Below are 17,187 nucleotides of genomic sequence, written 5' to 3' on the forward strand. Positions count from 1 at the left end.
CGCTTGGAGCCCTGCGTCTTCGCGTTGTAGCGGCGGACGAGGCCGAGCTGAAGGGCCCGGTGAAGTACGACGTGAAGAAGGCGTTCGGTGCCATCGCGCGCATCAGCCTCGCGCCGAAGGACGCGCTCACGCCCCGGCAGCAGACATTCCTGGAGGACTTCACCCGCCGCTACAACGCGAAGACGCAGGGCTCCAAGCGCTCGGCGCAGGAGAACCGCTCCCAGCTGTCCGACCCGCGCGTGGTGACGGGCTTCCGGCCGCTCTTGAAGGAGCTCATCTACCCGCTGGTGGTGAACCGCTCCAAGGGCTCGCAGCTCTGGGACGTGGACGGCAACCAGTACCTGGACGCGCTCAACGGCTTCGGCTCGGTGATGTTCGGCCACGCGCCGGACTTCATCACCCAGGCGGTGCACCGGCAGGTGGACGACGGCTATGAGCTGGGGCCCATGCACCCGCTGGCGGGTGAGGTGGCGAAGCTCGTCTGCGAGTTCACCGGCGCGGACCGCGCGGCCCTCTGCAACACCGGCTCCGAGGCGGTGATGGGGGCGCTGAGAATCGCCCGCACCGTCACTGGCCGCAGCACGGTGGCCATCTTCGCGGGCAGCTACCACGGCATCTTCGACGAGGTGCTGGTGCGCGGCACCAAGAGCCTGCGCACCGTGCCGGCCGCGCCGGGCATCATGGCGGGCGCGGTGCAGGACGTGCTGGTCCTGGACTACGGCACGCCGGAGACGCTCGAAATCCTCCGCTCGCGCGCGGACTCGCTGGCGGCCATCATGGTGGAGCCGGTGCAGAGCCGGCGCCCCGACTTCCAGCCGCGCGAGTTCCTGCACCAGCTGCGCGACCTCACCCAGAAGTCCGGCTCCGTCTACATCTTCGACGAGGTCATCACCGGCTTCCGCATGCACCCGGGCGGCGCCCAGGCGGTGTTCGGCGTGCAGGCGGACGTGGCGACCTACGGCAAGGTCGTGGGCGGCGGCATGCCCATTGGCGTCATCGCGGGCAAGCGCCCGTTCATGGACGCGCTGGACGGCGGCCACTGGCAGTTCGGCGACGACTCCGTGCCCACGGTGGGCGTGACGTACTTCGCCGGCACGTTCGTGCGCCACCCGCTGGCGCTCGCCGCCGCGAAGGCCGCGCTGGAGCACATGAAGGCCGCGGGCCCGGAGCTGCAGCGCAGCGTGAGCGCGAAGGCGGACAAGCTCGCGAGCACGCTCAACGCGTTCTTCGACGAGGTGGGCGCGCCCCTGCGCATCAAGCACTTCGGCTCGCTGTGGAAGACGTTCGTCACGGCGGACATCTCCCACGGGGACCTGCTGTTCTGCCTGCTGCGCGACAAGGGCATCCACATCTGGGATGGCTTCCCGTGCTTCTTCACCACCGCGCACTCGGAAGCGGACCTGCAGCGCCTCATCACGGCGTTCCAGGACAGCGTCACCGAGCTGCAGGACGCGGGCTTCCTGCCGGGCACCGCCCGTCAGACGCAGGCGCCCGCGCCCGTGGCCTTCGACTCCAACCAGCCGCCCGTCCCCGGTGCCCGCCTGGGGCGTGATCCGCAGGGCAACCCCGCCTGGTTCGTCCCGCACCCCACGGTGCCCGGCAAGTTCGTCAAGCTGAGCGAGACCCGATGAAGACCCCCGTGACCTCGAACCAGGCCCTCCCCGACGACTTCGATCCGTTCGCCGGGCCCGCCCTGCTGCTGACCGCGCCGTCCACCGAGCCCCAGCGCGAGGTGTGGACCGGCGTGCAGATGGGCCCCGACGCGTCCTGTGCCTTCAACGAGTCCATGTCCGTGCGGCTCCAGGGCCCGCTGGACCTGGAGTGTCTGCGCGCCGCGCTCCAGGATTTGATGGAGCGGCACGAAGCGCTGCGCACCACGTTCAGCGCGGACGGCCTGACGTTGTGCGTGGCCGCCGCCGCGCCCCTCCCGCTGGAGGTGCTGGCGCTGGACGCGCTGCCGCCCTCCGAGCGCGAGGCCCGGGTCCGCGACCTGCTCGCCCACGAGGTGGAGACACCGCTGTCGCTGGAGACGGGGCCGCTGCTGCGTCCCCGCATCGTCCGGCTCGCGGCGGATCAGCACCTGCTGACGCTGACCGCGCACCACATCGTGTGTGACGGCTGGTCCATGGCGGTGATGCTGCGGGACCTGGCGGCGTTCTACTCGGCGCACGTGCGCCGGGTGCCGGCGGTGATGGCGCCCGCGCCCACGTTCAGCGACTACGCCCGCGCGCAGGCGCAGCTGGCCACGACGCCGGAGTACGCGGAGCACGAGCGCTACTGGCTCCAGCGGTTCTCCGGCACGCTGCCGGTGCTGGAGCTGCCGCTGGACAAGCGGCGGCCGCCGTCGAAGACGTACAGCTCCCGGCGCGAGGACTACGTCCTGGAGCCGGCGCTCGTCGAACAGCTCAAGCGCGTGGGCGCGCGCCATGGCGGCAGCTTCTTCACCACGCTGCTCGCGGGCTTCAAGGCACTGCTGCACCGGCTGACGGGGATGGAGGACGTGGTGGTGGCCATCCCCGCCGCGGGCCAGTCCGTGGCCGGGCTGAAGGACCTGGTGGGCCACTGCGTGAACGCGCTGCCCCTGCGCAGCACCGTGTCCGCGGAGGCGCCCTTCACCCAGGTGCTCAAGCAGCTGCGCACCACGATGCTCGATGCCTACGAGCACCAGGAGTACACGTTCGGCACGCTGCTCAAGCAGCTCGCGCTGCCGAGAGACCCAAGCCGCCTGCCGCTCGTCAACGTGCTGTTCAACGTGGACCAGGCTGTCACGGGCGAGCAGCTCGCGTTCCAGGGCCTCACCTGCACCCTGGCGAGCAACCCGCGCCACTACGAGAACTTCGACCTCTTCATCAACGCGGCCGAGGCTCATGGCCGCGTCGTGCTGGAGTGCCAGTACAACACCGACCTCTTCGAGGGCGCCTCGGTCCGCCGCTGGATGGCCTGCTACGAGGAGCTGCTGCGAGGAGTCATCGCGGACGCGGAAGCCCCGGTGTCGCGCCTGCCGTTGCTGCCCGAGGCGGAGAAGCAGCGGGTGCTGGTGGATTGGAACGCCACCACGCGGCCGTTCAACCGCGAGGCCTTCGTCCACACCCTCGTCGCCGCCCAGGCCGAGGCCACGCCCGACGCGGTCGCCCTGCGCTCCGGCGCCGTGACGCTCACCTACCGCCAGCTCCTCCAGCGCAGCCACCAGGTGGCGTACGCGCTGAAGCAGGCAGGTGTCACGCCGGGCAGCCTCGTCGGCCTCTTCACCGAGCGCGGCCCCGACATGGTCGTGGGTCTGCTGGGCATCCTCCAGGCCGGCGCCGGATACGTGCCGCTCGACCCTGGCTTCCCGCCCGAACGCCTCGCCTTCATGGTCGAGGACGCGAAGCTCTCCACCATCCTCACGCAGCAGTCGCTGGTGGCGTCGCTGCCCTCCACCACCGTGAAGCCGCTCCTCATCGAGGACACGGCGTCGCAGCCCGAGTCCGCGCCCTCCGCGCTGGACGTGTCTCCGGAGGCCGTGGCGTACGTCATCTACACGTCGGGTTCGACGGGCAAGCCCAAGGGCGTGCGGGTGCCGCACCGCGCGGTGGTGAACTTCCTGGCCACCATGCAGGAGGCCCCGGGCCTCTCCGCCCAGGACGTGCTGCTGGCCGTCACCACGCTCTCCTTCGACATCGCCGTGCTGGAGCTGCTGCTGCCCCTCACCACCGGCGCCCAGGTGGTGCTCGCCTCGCGTGACACCGCCTCCGACGGCGCACTCCTCAAGGCCGCGCTGGAAGCCAACGCCGTCACCGTCATGCAGGCCACGCCCTCCACCTGGCGCCTGCTGCTGGAGGCCGGCTGGCAGCCCCGTCCGGGCTTCAAGGCCCTCTGCGGTGGCGAGGCCCTGCCCCGCGAGTTGGCCGAAGCCCTCCTCGCCCGCGTCGGCAGCCTGTGGAACATGTACGGCCCCACGGAGACCACCGTCTGGTCCACCACCTGGCGCGTGCAGCCGCCCCTCTCCTCCATCCGCATCGGCCGGCCCATCGCCAACACCCAGCTCTACCTCCTCGACGCGCACCTGGCCCCCGTGCCCGTGGGCGTCGCAGGGGAGCTGTACATCGGCGGCGACGGCGTCACCCTGGGCTACCTGCACCGGCCGGAATTGACGCAGGAGAGATTCCTGCCCAATCCCTTCCGTCAGGGCGAGCGCATGTACCGCACCGGCGACCTGGCCCGCTGGCTGGCCGACGGCACCGTCGAGTACCTGGGCCGCAATGACTCGCAGGTGAAGCTGCGCGGCTTCCGCATCGAGTTGGGTGAAGTCGAAGCGGCCCTCGCCTCCCATCCCTCGCTCGCCCAGGCCGTCGCCCTCGTCCGCGAGGACCGGCCCGGCGACCGACGCCTCGTCGCCTACCTCATCGCGCGCCCCGGTCAGACGACGCCCGCGGACGAGGTCCTCCGCGCGCACCTCAAGCAGGGGCTGCCGGAGTACATGGTGCCGCAGCACTTCGTGGCGCTGCCCGCGCTGCCGCTCACGCCCAACGGCAAGGTGGACCGCAAGGCCCTGCCGTCGCCGCAGGTGGAGTCGCACGAGGACGCGTACATCGCACCGCGTGACGAGACGGAGCAGAAGCTCGCGGCCATCTTCGCCGACGTGCTGGGCCTGCGCCGGGTGAGCGTCACGGCCGACTTCTTCCGGCTGGGTGGACACTCGCTGCTGGCCTCGCAGGCCCTCACGCGCGCGAGCCGCGACCTGGACGTGAGCCTCACGCTGCGCCGGATGTTCGAGGCGCCCACGGTGGAGAAGCTGGCCCGGCTGGTGCGCGGTGACGACGGGGCCACAAGCCCCGCGCAGCGCATCGCGCCCCGCGCCAGCACCGAGCCCGCTCCGCTGTCGCTGATGCAGCAGCGGCTGTGGTTCCTGGAGCAGCTCAACCCGGGCACCGCCGTCTACAACCTGCCCGCGGCGTTCCGCATCCACGGCGCGCTGGACGTGGAGGCGCTGCGCGGCAGCTTCAACAAGCTGCTGGAGCGTCACGCGGCCCTGCGCACCTTCGTGCGCTGGGATGAGGGCACGCCGGTGCAGCACATCGCGCCGACGCTGACGGTGGAGCTGGCGCCGGTGGACCTGGAGCCCGTCCCCGCGAACCAGCGCGAGGAGGACCTGCTGCGCCGCCTCCAGGCGCTGGCGGACGAGTCCATCCCCATCACCGCGCCTCCGCTGTTCCGGCTCACGCTGTTCCGCCTGGGCGCTGGCGAGCACGTCCTCTTCTTCATGCCCCATCACCTCATCTGGGATGGGTGGTCGTTCGACGTGTTCCTGCGCGACCTGGACGTCCTCTACGCGGCGCTCACGCGAGGCCAGGAGCCGAAGCTCCCCGCGCTGCCCATCCAGTACGCGGACTTCACCGAATGGCACCGCAACTGGCTCCAGGGCGAGGAGCTGGAGCGGCAGGCCCGCTACTGGCGCCAGAAGCTCTCCGGGAACCTGCCCGCGCTGGAGCTGCCCACCGACAAGCCGCGTCCCGCGCAGATGAGCCTCAAGGGCGGCACCGAGCCCTTCGTCCTCACCGGGGCCGAGGTGGACGCGCTCACGAAGCTGGGGCGCGAATCGAACGCCACGCTGTACATGGTGCTGCTCACGGCCTTCAAGACGCTGCTGCACCGCTACACGGGCCAGGAGGACCTGGTGGTGGGCACGCCCATCCGGGGCCGCTCGCATCCCGAGGTGGAGGACCTGCTCGGCTTCTTCGTCAACACGCTCGTGCTGCGCACGCAGATGGGACCGGAGCTGACGTTCCGCCAACTGCTGGACCGCGTGCGCACCACGTGCATGGAGGCCTTCGGCCACCAGGACATGCCCATCGAGCTGCTGATGCAGCAACTGGGCGTGCAGCGCGACCTGAGCCGCACGCCGCTGTTCCAGACGTTCTTCACCTTCCAGGACGTGCGCAACCGTGGCTCACGCCTGGGTGACCTCACCTACGGCCAGGTGCACGTGCACGCGCACGCGACCCCGCTGGACCTGAGCTTCTGGGTGAAGGAGACGGCCCACGGCATCGTCGGCGGCATGGACTACAACACCGACCTGTTCGAGCGGGACACCGTCGTCCGCATGCTCGAACAGATCCGCACGCTGCTGCGCGCCGCGCTGTCCGACGCGGAGGTGTCCGTCGCGCGTCTGCCGTTGCTGCCCGAGGCGGAGAAGCAGCGGGTGCTGGTGGACTGGAACGCCACCACGCAGCCTTTCAACCGCGAGGCCTTCGTCCACACCCTCGTCGCCGCCCAGGCTGAAGCCACGCCCGACGCCGTGGCCCTGCGCTCCGGCACCGTCACGCTCACCTACCGCCAGCTCCTCCAGCGCGGTCACCAGGTGGCGCACGCGCTGAAGCAGGCAGGCGTCACGCCGGGAAGCCTCGTCGGCCTCTTCACCGAGCGCGGCCCCGACATGATCGTGGGTCTGCTGGGCATCCTCCAGGCAGGCGCCGGATACGTGCCGCTCGACCCTGGCTTCCCGCCCGAACGCCTCGCCTTCATGGTCGAGGACGCGCAGCTCTCGCTCGTCCTCACCCAGCGCGCGCTCCAGAGCACCCTGCCCTCCACCACCGCGAAGTCCCTCTTCGTCGAGGACACGACCTCCCAGGTGGACACGGTCCCCGAGCCCCTCACCGTCACGCCCGAAGCCGTGGCGTACGTCATCTACACGTCGGGTTCGACGGGCAAGCCCAAGGGCGTGCGGGTGCCGCACCGCGCGGTGGTGAACTTCCTGGCCACCATGCAGGAGGCCCCGGGCCTGTCCGCCCAGGACGTGCTGCTGGCCGTCACCACCCTCTCCTTCGACATCGCCGTGCTGGAGCTGCTGCTGCCCCTCACCACCGGCGCCCAGGTGGTGCTCGCCTCGCGTGACACCGCCTCCGACGGAGCCCTCCTCAAGGCCGCGCTGGAAGCCAACGCCGTCACCGTCATGCAGGCCACGCCCTCCACCTGGCGCCTGCTGCTGGAGGCCGGCTGGCAGCCCCGCCCGGGCTTCAAGGCCCTCTGCGGTGGCGAGGCCCTGCCCCGCGAGCTGGCCGAAGCCCTCCTCGCCCGCGTCGGCAGCCTCTGGAACATGTACGGCCCCACGGAGACCACCGTCTGGTCCACCACCTGGCGCGTGCAGCCGCCCCTCTCCTCCATCCGCATCGGCCGCCCCATCGCCAACACCCAGCTCTACCTCCTCGACGCGCACCTGGCCCCGGTGCCCGTGGGCGTCGCGGGCGAGCTGTACATCGGCGGCGACGGCGTCACCCTGGGCTACCTGCACCGGCCGGAGTTGACGCAGGAGAGATTCCTGCCCAATCCCTTCCGTCAGGGCGAGCGCATGTACCGCACCGGCGACCTGGCCCGCTGGCTGGCTGACGGCACCGTCGAGTACCTGGGCCGCAATGACTCGCAGGTGAAGCTGCGCGGCTTCCGCATCGAATTGGGCGAAGTCGAGGCGGCCCTCGCCTCCCATCCCTCGCTCGCCCAGGCCGTCGCCCTCGTCCGCGAGGACCGCCCCGGCGACCGACGCCTCGTCGCCTACCTGGTGACGAAGCCGGGACAGGCCTACACGGACACGGAGCTGCGCAAGCACCTGCGCTCGCAGCTTCCGCAGTACATGGTGCCGCAGCACTTCGTGGAGCTGGACGCGCTGCCGCTCACCCCCAACGGCAAGGTGGACCGCAAGGCCCTGCCGCCCCCGGCGGGCACCGCGCGGCCCGTCGAGGACGCCTTCGTCGCGCCCCGCACGGAGACGGAGAAGCAACTGGCGCGCATCTGGCGGGAGGTGCTCGGCATTGCCCAGGTGGGCGTGCACGACAACTTCTTCAACATCGGCGGTCACTCCCTGCTGTCCTTCCAGGTGGTGATGCGCGTCCAGAAGGAGCTGGGACAGGTCCTGCACCCGCGCACCCTGCTGCTCAACACGCTGGAGCAGGTGGCCTCGCAGCTCACGCCCGTGGCCCCGGCGGCGACCTCGCAGGCCACGACCGCGCCGGCCGCGACGACAAAGATTGCCACCCAGGAGACTTCTGTTCCCCTGGCGCAACGCTTGTTCAATAAGCTGCGGCGGAACCTGCCAGGGCGCTCGGACTGAGCGTCCCTTCGAGGAGAATGGTCCGACCGTGACACCCTGCTTCTTCGGCAGCTCCGAAAGACAGCTTTTCGGCATGCACCACCCCGCTCAAGGCACCGAGCGCGCCACCGGGGTGGTGCTCTGCTACCCCGCCGCCCAGGAATACATGCTGACGCACTGGGCCTTCCGGAAGCTGGCCGGCATGCTCGCGCGGGAGGGCTTCCACGTCTTCCGGTTCGACTACTACGGCACGGGAGACTCCGCCGGAGCGGTCCACGAGGGCCGCGTGGCCGAGTGGGTCAAGGACATCCGGCACGCCGTCAACGAGCTGCAGGACCTGACCGGCGTCCAGCGCGTGTCGCTCGTGGGCATGCGGCTGGGCGCGGCGCTCGCCGTGCGCGCCGCCCTGGAGGGCCTGTCCACCGCCGGGCTCGTGCTGTGGGAGCCCCTGGTGGAGGGCGCGGCCTACCTGCGGGAGCTGGAGCTGCTCCAGACGCGCCGGGCCGCCCGCACCCTCTTCCCGCAGCCCGAGGTCCCGCTGGAGGTGCGCCAGGAGCTGCTCGGCTTCGCCTTCCCCCGCGCGCTGCACGACGACATCCTCGCGTTGGACCTCACGGCGCTGCCCGCGTGGCCCGCGACACGCACGCACCTGGTGACCGCCACGCCCAAGCCCGAGTACGAGCGCCTCCAGCGACACCTGGAGGCGACAGGCCTGCCCTTCCAGCACCACCTCGTGCCAGAGGACACCGGGGCGTCGGCGGTCCGGGAGTCCGCGCTCCTGTCCAACCGCGTCCTGCAGACCATCACCTCTCTCCTGAAGGAGGTCGCGTGATGCGCGAGCGCGTCTGTACCTTTGGCCCCGAGGAAGCCCTCGTGGGCGTGCTGACGGAGCCGGATCCGGCGAAGGTGTTGCCGGGAGCGCCCACGGTGGTGCTCGCCAACGTGGGCCTCAATCACCACGTGGGACCCTACCGCCTGTGGGTGGAGCTGGCGCGGCAGCTCGCGGCGCGCGGCTTCTCCACGCTGCGCTTCGACCTGTCCGGCCTGGGGGACAGCCGCCCCCGGCGCGCCGGAGGACCCGATGAGTTCCAGCGCGCCCGCGAGGAGACGCGCGCGGCGCTCGACTACCTGGAGCAGAAGAAGGGCCAGCGCCGCTTCGTGCTCATCGGCCTGTGCTCCGGTGTGGACAGCGTGCACGCGGTGACCGTGGAGGATCCGCGCGTGGTGGGCGCGGCCTTCATCGACGGCTACACGTACCGCACGGCGGGCTACCACCTGCGCTTCCAGTTCCGCTACCTGAGCCCCCGTCGCTGGAGCCGCTACCTGCGCAAGCGCAAGCTGCCCACCCAGCTGCGCGAGGCGGGCGAAGCGGATGAGGTCTACACGCGCGAGTACCCGGAGCAGGCGCGGCTGATGGAGGACTACGGGCGCCTCCTGGAGCGCGGCGTCAACCTGTGCTTCGTGTTCTCCGGAGGCATGGGGCTCTCCTACAACTACGAGCGCCAGTTCTTCGAGATGTTCTCCCCGCTGAAGCTGGAGAACCGCGTCACGTATGCCTTCTACCCGCACGCCGACCACCTCTTCTCCGTGCCCGACGACCGCGCGGAGCTCCTGCGCAAGCTCATCGCGTGGGCGGTGGGCTCCGTGCCGCCGCGGGCCCTGACGGGCTGAAGGACGACGGGCGGAAGGCTGCCTGCCTGCCCTGCCCACGGGGATGCGGCCACCGGCCGGGTGTGCGTCAAGCGCTTGTTTCCCACCCAACGGTCGCCACCTTCGGAGGACACCCGTTCTTTCGAAGGAGCGTTACCCATGAAGCTCCCCCTGATGGCAGCACTGGCCGCTCTCGCCTTCTCCGGCCAGGCGTTCGCACAGAGCCACACCGACCACGAAAAGCCAGTGCAGCAGGACAAAAGCGCCGACGCGCCCCAGGACAGCGCGCAGCGCTGGGACAAGGCCACGGAGGGAACCCACAGCACGGGCGTCCTCCAGCCGGCTGACGAGAGCGCGGACAGCACCGCCACCGAAGAAGGCGTGGGCGGCTCCGGCTCCACCGAGCAGGGGACCAACAGCACGGGCGATGGCTCGGCTGCCGCGAAGCCGGGGGCGACGAACTCCGGCACCCCGGGCAACAAGGGCGCGAAGATGGAAGTGACGCCGCCGGCCTGGGACCAGAACAAGCAGATGGGCAGCTCGGCGAGCCCCACCACGGGCACCCCGCCGGTGGAAGGCAGCGCCGGCAACTAGGCCTGCTTCGACAGCCCTCACAATGACAATCATGGACGGGTCCGCCGGAAGCGGGACCCGTCCATACCCCTTGCGGGTTAGAGACCCGCGCGCCTCCCACCGCTAAGTCATTGCCTGTACCGGGCGTCGGTGCGGGCGGGCTCCTGCCGTCCGGCGGACCGGATGGGAGGCCCTGATGAACCTCACCGTGCGCGAGCAGGCGCTCATCTCCGAGCTGACCCAGGCCCTGTCCAGCTCCCTGGACCTGACGGAGGTCCTGGCCCGCGCCCAGGGCGCCATCACGCAGCTCTTGCCCTCCGACTACGCGGCGCTGTGCGTGTCCCGGCCCGAGCGACCCGGCGACTACGAGTGGCTGGGATTGGGAGCGCCGGGGGTCCTCTTCACGCACTACCCGGAGCTGGCCGCCGTGGACTTCGTGCGCGAGGCCGTGGCGAAGCGGCCCAACGTGGCGCTCCGGGACTCCGACATGCTGTCGCGGCGGGAGCTGAAGCGCAGCCTCCTGTACCTGCGCTGCCGCGAGCTGGGGCTGCCGCTGGAGCACGTGATGGCGGTGCTGCTGGAGCTGCGGCAGGACTGGCACGGGGGCTTCACACTGTACCGGGAGCACGCCCAGCCCTTCTCCGCACGGGAGCAGGCCCTCCTCAACTGGCTGACGCCCTACCTGGCGAACACCGTGCGCAACTGCCGGATGTTCTCCGACGTGGCGATGCGGGGCGATCTGCTGGACGCCCTCTTCCTACATCAGGGCGCCGAGTGCGTGGTGCTGGAGCCGCCGGAGCGCGAGACGCTGAGGACCCCTGGAGCCATGGCCCTCCTGGGACGCTGGTACCCGGAGCTGGAGGGAAGCGACGTCCAACTGCCCCAAGAGTTGACGGGGCACCTGCGGCGGCTGCGGGACGTCCAGACGCCCGGAAGGCCCGGCGTGGACACGCTGATGCGTTCGGGCCAGCAGACCCACCTGAAGGTCACGTTCGTGGAGCTGCCCGAGCAGCGCGGCACCCGGCCCTGGGCGGTGATGTTGCAGGAGTGCTCGCGGTCCATCCCCATGCCGGAGCAGTGGCGACAGAAGATCTCCAAGCGCGAGGCGGACGTCGTCCAGGGGGTGCTCAGCAACTGGAGCAACGAGACCATCGCCCAGGACCTGGGGCTGACGCTCAACACGGTGAAGACCCACCTGCGGAACATCTTCCCCAAGCTGGGGATGGAGAGCCGCATGGACCTGCTCTACCACGCGGCCTGGCGGCAGAAGCCGGGGTGAGCCGCGCGCAAAGACAAGGGGCCCGGAGGCTTTTCGCCTCCGGGCCCCAGCGCGTTGCAATGCCTTACGGCTGCTTGGGTCTTCTCATCCAGAAGATGGTCGAGATTAAAAACTGACACCCCTCTGACTCTAGAACCTCGGGAGCCAGAGGAGATTGTCAGCGTGCGTTTTGTTTGGCTTTGTCTTCAAATAGGGAGGGACAGTGCGAACAACCACCACCTCAACATCTCCAGCGGGTCCCTGCACCCAGGCTGAGCCTCCCTTGTCAATCCAGTTGACCATGAGCTGTGTGCTGCATTTCCCGGTTTCGGCGTTGCCTGGATCGCGCCATTGAACCTGCTCGATATGCTGGACGCTGTTCCCCCCTGAGAGATGGACATGCGTGATGTAGACCATCGGTGTTCCTTTGCGATGAATGATGCCGGGAAGTCCCGCACTCGAATCAAGCTGTTCCTTGGGCGGGACCGCCCGGGGCGCAAGGCATGATGACAGTGCGCAACACCGAGGATGTTTCAGAGGGGGATATGGCGTCTGTACCCCTCCTGGGGGATGGCGCGCTCAGGAGTCCCGGAAGAAGCTCGGAAACAGGGCGCGCGTCGTGCGCGCGGACAGCAGCAGCGCGGCCTGTTCCTCCGGGGACGTGAGCGCGCGCAGCACCAACTCCAGCTCGGCCACGTGGTCGCCGTCCGCGGCGCCGTGGCCGCGCAGGAAGGTGACGGCCTTGTGGATGTTCGGGATGCCGCTCTCCGCGATGAGCCGGTCCACCGACGCTGGGGCGCGCTCCACGGAGAGGTATTCCAGGACGTAGGCGGTGCCCAGGAACGCGGTGGGCACGCCCGACAGCGTGGTGAAGCGGTTCCACTCCACGTAGGCCCGCACCGCGGAGCAGACCGGCGCGTGCTCCACGCGCTCGGCCGTCCACCCCAGGTTCTTCAGGTCCGCGAGGAGCCACTTCTCGTGGCCGTTCTCCTCAGCGGACTTCTGGAGCAGCAGGTCCGCGAGCGCGGTGTGCCGGCCCTCACGCTTCATGCGCTCGCCAGACTCCGTGAGGAACTGCGTGCTCCAGCGCACGTACTGATACGTCTGGACCAGGTAATGGGCGTAGTCCTCCTGGAGGATGCGGCCCTCGAAGAGGCGCCGGGCGCCGGGCGCGGCGTCCAGCTCCCGCACGAGCATCCGCGCCTCGTGCCGCAGGGAGCTCAGCCAGTCCACCTTCGGGGTCGGCTCCTGCGTCATCGGCTGCTTGCACATACACGTCTCCTGTCCGGGGCCCTTGAGGGTCCGGTGTGTTGGGTTGAAGGGTGAAGGGGAAGAAGGAGCGCGCCGGCCTGGATCAGGCGGCGTCAGCGTCCAGTTTCGCGAAGAGGCGCAACGTGCCCTGGGGAATCTCATCCAGGGCGGCGACGAGCGGCACAGTGAAGCGGTGGAAGGCCTTGTCGTAGTGGGGCGGGCCGATGAAGCGCGCGCCCAGCTTGTCCGCGAAGAGGGACAGCACGCGCGGCATCCGGAGGCCGTCCAGCTCGCCCTTCCGCGCGCGCTCCAGCTCCGGCGGCTTGAGGAAGGGCGCCACGGGCGCGGGCGGCGGCGCGGGGAACTCGCGGGTCCGCACCGGGTAGCGGTCGCTCACCCAGCCCCTGCGGGCGGCGGCGCGGTAGAGGAGGTCCGCCTCCTCGGGGGAGTCGGTCTCCATGTTCGCGGCGGCGATCCAATGCGTGACACCGCGGCGGCGGCTCTCGCGGTAGAGCGCGGTCTGGAGGCGAGGCATCACCGCGCCGTTGCGGTTGTGTCGGGAGACGCAGTAGCGCGTCGTCTCCGCGAACACGCGACCCGGCGCGGCGAGCCGCGACAGGTCCAGCTTCCGCTCGATGTCGAGCCCCAGGGCGCTGCCGGCCGAAGCCGCGACCTCCGTGTTGGGCAACAGCAGCCGCGACGTCGCGACCGGCTCGTCGCCCGCATAGACGAGGACATGCGCGGTCGTGGGCAGCGTGTCGAAGCAGTTGGCCTCGCGCGGGGCATGCGGCTTCTTGTCACCCAGCATCCGCAGCTCCTCACCAAACACTTCCCAGCGAACGCGGAGCGCATCATCGAGCTCGCGCTGGGTATCAGCGACACGGCTACTCAAGGGAGTCATGGGGAGTCTCGCATCCGGCGGTGAAGGGCGGACCGTCTGGCCAACCCTGCCCCTTCTTTCGTTGCTGCTTGCCGGAGTGCGCTCGCGGGTTGTGTTTTTCAATGAGCCGCGTGGCGTCAAAGACGGCCAGGGTCTTTGTCGATCCAGGGGATCGGCACGGACCCACTGTCCCGCGAGGCACTACCACCTCTGAGGTACAGACACCGATCCTCGATCCGATCAACCTCACGGCTAGGAAAAACGACGTCTCGCCGTCGAACTCAACAGGGCTGTAGCGAAAGTGCAGGCAGGCCGAAATCCAACCTGAAAGCGGGCGCACGCATGCCGGTGAGGAGTGGGGGATGAGCAGTCCATCGCGAAAACAGGGATGGGACCTTCACGAACGGATGATGAGCCAGGACCCGACGGTGACCTTGGACGTCTTCCTGACGTTCATGGGACCGCTGATTCGGGCGCTGGAGCGCAATCCAGGCTGCTCCTATGACGAAGCCAACGCCTGCGCCTCTGATGCCGTCTATGCCTACTTGAGGCACCCCGAGCGTTTTGACGCACGCAGGGCCAGCCTCAGTACGTTCCTGACGCAGATCGCTAGGCATAAGGCCCAGGACAGCTATCGCTCATCTACCGCGAGAACCCGGAGAGAGCAGGATCCACGATCGATTTTCGAAGTTCACCCACCGGCTCCGAATATCTCGTTGGAGGAGCGCGTGGACCTGAAGCAGAGGCTGGACCGGCTGGTGCAGCGGATTGAAGGAGCTGGACTGCCGGAGCGGGACCTGGCTGGCATCCGCGTCATCTTCACCGAAGAGCGGTGCTCCATGGAGTCGATGGCGGAGGCCCTGGGGTTGTTGCACCTGCCTCAGGAAGAAATGCGGCAGGCCGTGAGGCGTCACACCGACCGCCTGAAGAAGGTCTTGAAGCGCCTCTGCAAGGAGGACCCCGATGACGAATCTTGATTGGTTGAAGCGAGCGGCGAAGCGCAGCACCACCGAGCCCGGCCTGCTGGGTCAGGTCTTCGCCACGTACCAGACGCTGGAGCACTGCTCCCTTGAGGCCCTGGCCGATGAACTGGGCTGCGACGAGCAGACGCTGCAGATGCTCGCGCTGTGCCGCAAGCCGGCGGGTGAGGCATTCGCCGAGCAGGTGAAGGTGATCTGCGAGCGCTTCGGATTGGCGCCACGCCCGCTCGTCAACATGCTGCGTCAGGTGGACATCATGGGAGGGATGGAGACGCACGCCGCGAACGACAGCGGGCGCAGCGTCGCCAGACTCCAGCTCGCCGCGCGCGACCGGAAGCGCAAGGACGAACCCACCCCATGATGCCGCCCTGGCTGAAGGAGGCGGTGAATGCCAGTGGCCTGCCTTTTCCGGAAACCTTTCCCCGCGACCTGGCGCTGGATGTGTCCCTGCTCCTGCGCGTCAGGCCCGTCCCGCTGCGAGGCCTGACCTCGGAGAAGGTGCGCCAGTGGCTCGCCCAGCGCGGGAGGGACGTGGAGATCAGCTACCGGCGGATGCACGGCTGCATGGTGGCGTGGGAGGGCAAGGGGCTCGTCTTCTTCGACCAGAATGACAGCCCGGACGAGCAGCGCTTCACGGTGGCCCACGAGGTGGGCCACTTCGTGCTCGACCATCTCCAGCCCCGCATGCGCGCGCTGGCCTTCTTCGGAGAGGGCATCCAGGACGTCCTGGACGAGAAGCGCGCCCCTACTCCGGAGGAGACCTTGACCTCCGCGCTCGAGGACGTGCCCATCGGAGTGCAGATCCACCTGATGGACCGGGGCCCCTCCGGCGCCATCGGGACGGGGACCGTGGCCCGGTCGGAGCAGCGCGCGGACCGGCTGGCATTGGAATGGCTCGCGCCCGCGAAGCTCGCACGGGAGGTCCTGCGCAACGGGCCAGAGGGACAGGAGGAGCAAAGGCTCGGGCAGCACTTCGGGCTGCCCCTCGCGGTGGCGGAAACCTACGTGCGGATCCTCCGCCGTGAGGACGGCCGCCCCCGATTCTCCATCGTTTCATTTCTTGGTGAGGAAGCAGGGTGACCATGGGTGGCCACGGGCGTTGGGACGACGATGATGAAGAGGATTTGACGGGCGACGAGGACTTTCGCGGCTCGTTCCGCGAGGAGCTGTCACGCACGCTCAACCTGGAGACGTGGGCCGAGGGCCTGGACCTCCAGGCCATCATGCAGCGCTATCGGGAAGAGATTGGCGGCGCCATGCGCAAGGAGGACCAGCTCCGGTCCGTCATCCGCCAGGAGCTGCTCCCCAAGCTGAAGACCCGGCTCAAGGCTCCCGAGGGCGCGGGCCTCTACCGCATGAGCCCCGAAGAGCTGTCCGCCATCCACGATGGCCTGCTCTTCGCCGGCCAGGTCGAAGCTGTCAATGGCATCTCGGTGACCCACGAGACGCTGCCCCTGGACATCACGCAGCTGGGCATCGCCGCGATTGGCTATGGCGGAAGCGCGGGCACGTTCTCGCAGCGACTGTTCCGCCGGGAGGTGACCGTCGACGCGCCCGACCCCTACCAGGAGGCGGCGGCGTACATCGAGATGCGTCAGAACCGCTCCCATCCAGGGCGCAATGGGCCAGACAGCCTGTCACGACTGGCCCGGCGAGGCATCCGCGCCTACGCCGAGCGCGCCATCCTGGTGGAGAAGCTGAAGGCGGAATGGCGAATGGGTCAGGGCAATCCCATCACCCATGAGCTCATCACCGGCTCCGGCTACACGGGATTGCTGACCGCGTCGCTCGGGATGCTCACCCGGCTCATGGAGGAGCACCCCCGCTTCGTCTTCGTGTCCGCGCGGATGGAGGACCGGGGGTTCCTCACCATGGGCCATGCGCTCGATGCCGGGGAGTTCGTCATCCTCGAGTCGATGGAGCGCGCGGGCAGGGACATCCTGGAAGGGTGGCAGTACGACACGGACGGGCTCGTGCTGGCACGGGAGTTCGTGAAGAAGTACTGCCATCAGGTGGTGATGGGCCTGTTCCGCGCCTCGAACAACGCCCCGCCCCGCATCTTCTACGCGCACGTCAAGCACGCCCACATGGCCGCGTGCGTGGCCATCGCGGACAGCGTGCTCCGCCCGGAGCAGGGCTTTCCCATGCTGCTCGATGTCGCGGAAGCCACATGCCGCAGCGCCTTCGGGGAGGACGGCTTCCAGGGGCTCGTGCAGGACGCCTACGCGCAAGCAGACGTACGCCTTCAGTACTTCAACGGACGCAAGCCACGTCGCTAGAGGGGAACGACCATCATGTCTGACAATGGCAACAACACCGTGCTGGGGCGCGGTCCGACACCGAACGGCGTGGCACAGGGAGGCAGGCCCGTGAACGGGCATGCCGGGCCTTCCCCCACCGGCAACCCCGCGCAGCGGCCCGCCGCGGCGGCACCCACGGCCCGGCCACCCGCGGGACCGCCCACGAACCTCCAGATGAACGGGCCACGTCCGGCGCCGGGCCCGGGTGCGCCGCCCAAGCCCCCCTCCAGCGC

13 protein-coding genes and 1 pseudogene are annotated in these 17,187 nt (G+C 69.4%); 11 read left to right on the plus strand and 3 right to left on the minus strand.

The features are described 5' to 3' along the window. The 6 genes from D7V93_RS17065 to D7V93_RS17090 form a co-directional block, all read left to right on the plus strand. Nucleotides 1–1,631, plus strand: a 1,631-nt coding sequence (locus D7V93_RS17065) for an aspartate aminotransferase family protein (RefSeq protein WP_120644445.1), incomplete at its 5' end; no start/stop codon positions are given. Next, nucleotides 1,628–8,083, plus strand: coding sequence for a non-ribosomal peptide synthetase (locus tag D7V93_RS17070; RefSeq protein ID WP_120644433.1), 6,456 nt, complete (start codon nucleotides 1,628–1,630; stop codon nucleotides 8,081–8,083). The genes D7V93_RS17065 and D7V93_RS17070, both read left to right, overlap by 4 nt. 28 nt (nucleotides 8,084–8,111) lie before the next feature. Beyond that, nucleotides 8,112–8,894, plus strand: a complete 783-nt coding sequence (locus D7V93_RS17075; RefSeq protein WP_147451205.1) for an alpha/beta fold hydrolase — start codon at nucleotides 8,112–8,114, stop codon at nucleotides 8,892–8,894. Beyond that, nucleotides 8,894–9,733: an alpha/beta fold hydrolase gene (locus D7V93_RS17080; protein ID WP_120644435.1), complete on the plus strand. Its 840-nt coding sequence runs from the start codon at nucleotides 8,894–8,896 to the stop codon at nucleotides 9,731–9,733. Before D7V93_RS17075 ends, D7V93_RS17080 begins: the two co-directional genes overlap by 1 nt. A 138-nt stretch (nucleotides 9,734–9,871) precedes the next feature. Continuing rightward, entirely contained in the window at nucleotides 9,872–10,306 is a 435-nt protein-coding gene (locus D7V93_RS17085; protein ID WP_120644436.1) for a hypothetical protein, read from the plus strand. A gap of 175 nt (nucleotides 10,307–10,481) precedes the next feature. Then, nucleotides 10,482–11,564 carry a LuxR C-terminal-related transcriptional regulator gene (locus tag D7V93_RS17090; protein ID WP_120644437.1) on the plus strand — a complete coding sequence of 361 codons (1,083 nt, stop codon included), beginning with the start codon at nucleotides 10,482–10,484 and terminating at the stop codon, nucleotides 11,562–11,564. Nucleotides 11,565–11,693: 129 nt separating this feature from the next. On the opposite strand, the gene D7V93_RS47690 is transcribed toward D7V93_RS17090, so the two are convergent. From D7V93_RS47690 to D7V93_RS17105, 3 genes are all read right to left on the minus strand, one after another. Beyond that, on the minus strand, nucleotides 11,694–11,960 hold the full coding sequence (locus tag D7V93_RS47690) for a DUF3892 domain-containing protein (RefSeq protein WP_120644438.1): 267 nt from the start codon (nucleotides 11,958–11,960) through the stop codon (nucleotides 11,694–11,696). A 162-nt stretch (nucleotides 11,961–12,122) separates the two neighbouring features. Continuing rightward, nucleotides 12,123–12,815: an iron-containing redox enzyme family protein gene (locus D7V93_RS17100; protein ID WP_120644439.1), complete on the minus strand. Its 693-nt coding sequence runs from the start codon at nucleotides 12,813–12,815 to the stop codon at nucleotides 12,123–12,125. An 82-nt stretch (nucleotides 12,816–12,897) separates the two neighbouring features. Then, nucleotides 12,898–13,695 carry a GNAT family N-acetyltransferase gene (locus tag D7V93_RS17105; RefSeq protein WP_120644440.1) on the minus strand — a complete coding sequence of 266 codons (798 nt, stop codon included), beginning with the start codon at nucleotides 13,693–13,695 and terminating at the stop codon, nucleotides 12,898–12,900. A 341-nt stretch (nucleotides 13,696–14,036) separates the two neighbouring features. On the opposite strand from D7V93_RS17105, the gene D7V93_RS17110 reads away from it, so the two are divergent. The 5 genes and pseudogenes from D7V93_RS17110 to D7V93_RS46130 form a co-directional block, all read left to right on the plus strand. Continuing rightward, on the plus strand, nucleotides 14,037–14,651 hold the full coding sequence (locus D7V93_RS17110; protein WP_120644441.1) for an RNA polymerase sigma factor: 615 nt from the start codon (nucleotides 14,037–14,039) through the stop codon (nucleotides 14,649–14,651). Then, nucleotides 14,638–15,015 (plus strand): hypothetical protein, encoded by a 378-nt coding sequence (locus tag D7V93_RS17115; protein WP_147451206.1) that lies wholly within the window; start codon nucleotides 14,638–14,640, stop codon nucleotides 15,013–15,015. The genes D7V93_RS17110 and D7V93_RS17115 overlap by 14 nt, the downstream gene beginning before the upstream one ends. Beyond that, complete coding sequence (locus tag D7V93_RS17120; protein WP_120644443.1) at nucleotides 15,012–15,734, plus strand: ImmA/IrrE family metallo-endopeptidase; 723 nt, start codon at nucleotides 15,012–15,014, stop codon at nucleotides 15,732–15,734. Before D7V93_RS17115 ends, D7V93_RS17120 begins: the two co-directional genes overlap by 4 nt. A gap of 2 nt (nucleotides 15,735–15,736) precedes the next feature. After that, nucleotides 15,737–16,933: a hypothetical protein gene (locus tag D7V93_RS17125; protein WP_120644444.1), complete on the plus strand. Its 1,197-nt coding sequence runs from the start codon at nucleotides 15,737–15,739 to the stop codon at nucleotides 16,931–16,933. A 15-nt stretch (nucleotides 16,934–16,948) separates the two neighbouring features. Continuing rightward, nucleotides 16,949–17,187: pseudogene (locus tag D7V93_RS46130) on the plus strand (ATP-binding protein); the annotation flags it as partial.

The organism is Corallococcus llansteffanensis (genome assembly GCF_003612055.1).
Taxonomy (GTDB): Bacteria; Myxococcota; Myxococcia; order Myxococcales; family Myxococcaceae; genus Corallococcus; species Corallococcus llansteffanensis.

What these genes read in the sequence shown, in the direction of transcription:
- D7V93_RS47690 (WP_120644438.1), bottom strand. Translation starts at nt 11,960, where the DNA reads ATGGTCTACATCACGCATGTCCATCTCTCAGGGGGGAACAGCGTCCAG.
- D7V93_RS17120 (WP_120644443.1), top strand. Translation starts at nt 15,012, where the DNA reads ATGATGCCGCCCTGGCTGAAGGAGGCGGTGAATGCCAGTGGCCTGCCT.
- D7V93_RS17080 (WP_120644435.1), top strand. Translation starts at nt 8,894, where the DNA reads ATGCGCGAGCGCGTCTGTACCTTTGGCCCCGAGGAAGCCCTCGTGGGC.
- D7V93_RS17085 (WP_120644436.1), top strand. Translation starts at nt 9,872, where the DNA reads ATGAAGCTCCCCCTGATGGCAGCACTGGCCGCTCTCGCCTTCTCCGGC.
- D7V93_RS17110 (WP_120644441.1), top strand. Translation starts at nt 14,037, where the DNA reads ATGAGCAGTCCATCGCGAAAACAGGGATGGGACCTTCACGAACGGATG.
- D7V93_RS17070 (WP_120644433.1), top strand. Translation starts at nt 1,628, where the DNA reads ATGAAGACCCCCGTGACCTCGAACCAGGCCCTCCCCGACGACTTCGAT.
- D7V93_RS17115 (WP_147451206.1), top strand. Translation starts at nt 14,638, where the DNA reads ATGACGAATCTTGATTGGTTGAAGCGAGCGGCGAAGCGCAGCACCACC.
- D7V93_RS17105 (WP_120644440.1), bottom strand. Translation starts at nt 13,695, where the DNA reads ATGACTCCCTTGAGTAGCCGTGTCGCTGATACCCAGCGCGAGCTCGAT.
- D7V93_RS17100 (WP_120644439.1), bottom strand. Translation starts at nt 12,815, where the DNA reads ATGTGCAAGCAGCCGATGACGCAGGAGCCGACCCCGAAGGTGGACTGG.
- D7V93_RS17090 (WP_120644437.1), top strand. Translation starts at nt 10,482, where the DNA reads ATGAACCTCACCGTGCGCGAGCAGGCGCTCATCTCCGAGCTGACCCAG.
- D7V93_RS17125 (WP_120644444.1), top strand. Translation starts at nt 15,737, where the DNA reads ATGGGTGGCCACGGGCGTTGGGACGACGATGATGAAGAGGATTTGACG.